This window comes from Candidatus Magnetobacterium casense (assembly GCF_019173545.1).
GTDB classification, from domain to species: Bacteria; Nitrospirota; Thermodesulfovibrionia; order Thermodesulfovibrionales; family Magnetobacteriaceae; genus Magnetobacterium; species Magnetobacterium cryptolimnobacter.
This window is the reverse complement of the sequence record NZ_JABXWD010000637.1, coordinates 1-1485: the sequence shown is the minus strand read 5'-3', so window position 1 is coordinate 1485 and position 1485 is coordinate 1. Positions and strand designations below refer to the sequence as shown.

The 1485-nt window shown below is 50.1% G+C and carries 1 protein-coding gene; it reads right to left on the bottom strand.

The features are described from left to right. Positions 1-78: 78 nt before the first annotated feature. Positions 79-1485: glycosyltransferase family 2 protein (locus tag HWQ67_RS18305; protein ID WP_218254133.1), on the bottom strand; the 1407-nt coding region annotated here is incomplete at its 5' end.

The following is a 1485-nucleotide window of genomic DNA, read 5'->3' as shown; positions in this document are numbered from 1 at the left end:
GCATAATCAAAAGGCTCTGGCGAAAGGTCAAGGTCAAGGGACACGTTGCAGAGGTGCTCAACGCCCTGTAGCTTGCCCCTACCGACTGGTCTCTTGTAGCATACCCTTTGCGTGTGACAGGAAGTCGTCGTCCTTTTGCAACTGACCATACCAGCGGGCAAAGAAGTTCACGGAGCGTTTCCAGTCACCCGTGTGATACCTTAAATCGTTGGGTTCTTCGTAGCTGGGGTATTTAAACAAGACGGCAATGTCATCCGTGCAATGTGTTACACGATAGCCTTTTTTCCGGGCAAGCAGACACAGGTCTACTACAAAGAAAATGACGTTATTATCAAAACCACCAAAATTCTCAAATATATCTCTGTTGGCGCCAAATAATAATGCCGGCACAAACTCCGACTTCTTACCTTCCGTGTTTATTGCATTTGGCGTGAAGTTAAAATCCGTACCGGTGGCCAATCGAAACGGCGTCAGGTCTGCGTTATATATAGGCATACTCGCAAAGCCGTCTTTTATGGAATCCAGGAAGTCATTGTCCCTAACAAGGAGCATCCCCGGTAAAATGAAGATCAGATACTCGCCCGATGATACCTCAAGCCCGCAGTTAAAGAGGGTTGATATCCTGTCAGCATTTGTCTGCACTATGGTCAACCCCTCAGATTTGTCCAGGATATCGGTCTTGATAGCTTCATCGGTGGCAACGATGATATACTCTGCGTCACAGTACCTTGCATTGGAGGACAGACTATTCATGGTCGCCATAAAGACCAGGGGATCATTGCCCGTTGGTATGATAAAGCTGATCTTACCGCTGATGCGGGGGTTTTTAAAGGCAACCTTGGATGCCGGTCTGGTTTTTTCGTTCTTCACCCTGAGCACATACGATATCACGTCAATGGCACGTTGCACCGACATGCCGTCGAGTTTGTAGAAGACCTTTTCAAGATATTCCTCGGTGGTGTCGATAATCTCTTGTGGTACGCCCTCCTGCATGGTCTTGAAGAGGCTTTCCCAGTTGCCCACCGGCGAAACGGTCTGGGCCACGTTTATGTCCTTGTAAAACTCGTCGCCGTCAACCACGTTATAGAGGTCAAACAGCGGCTTTCTGAATGCCAACGCCTCTACCCCCAGGGTCGTCTTTCCCATGACGACACAGTAGTCGGCCACGGCAAGCACCTTGTAGGGGTCATATCCAAAGACTACGATGGCAGTGGGCATGATTTCCAGCAGGAGCTTTTTGATCTCCTCAAAGACGGGGTGTGCCACCTGCGGGTGCCACTTGAAGACGCACACGATATCAGGACGCTTAAGCTCTGCCAGCAACGTCGCCCACACCGCCCTCTCAGCCATCGCTGCCCAGTACGTGTTTGGCAAAAAGGCGATAACCTTCTTATCCGGCGCAATTGAAAGCTCCTGCTTGATAGCTGCTACGCTTGCCGCCGTCGTGTATTCCTTGATAGCCTCATCTATGTGGGTGTTGCCTAC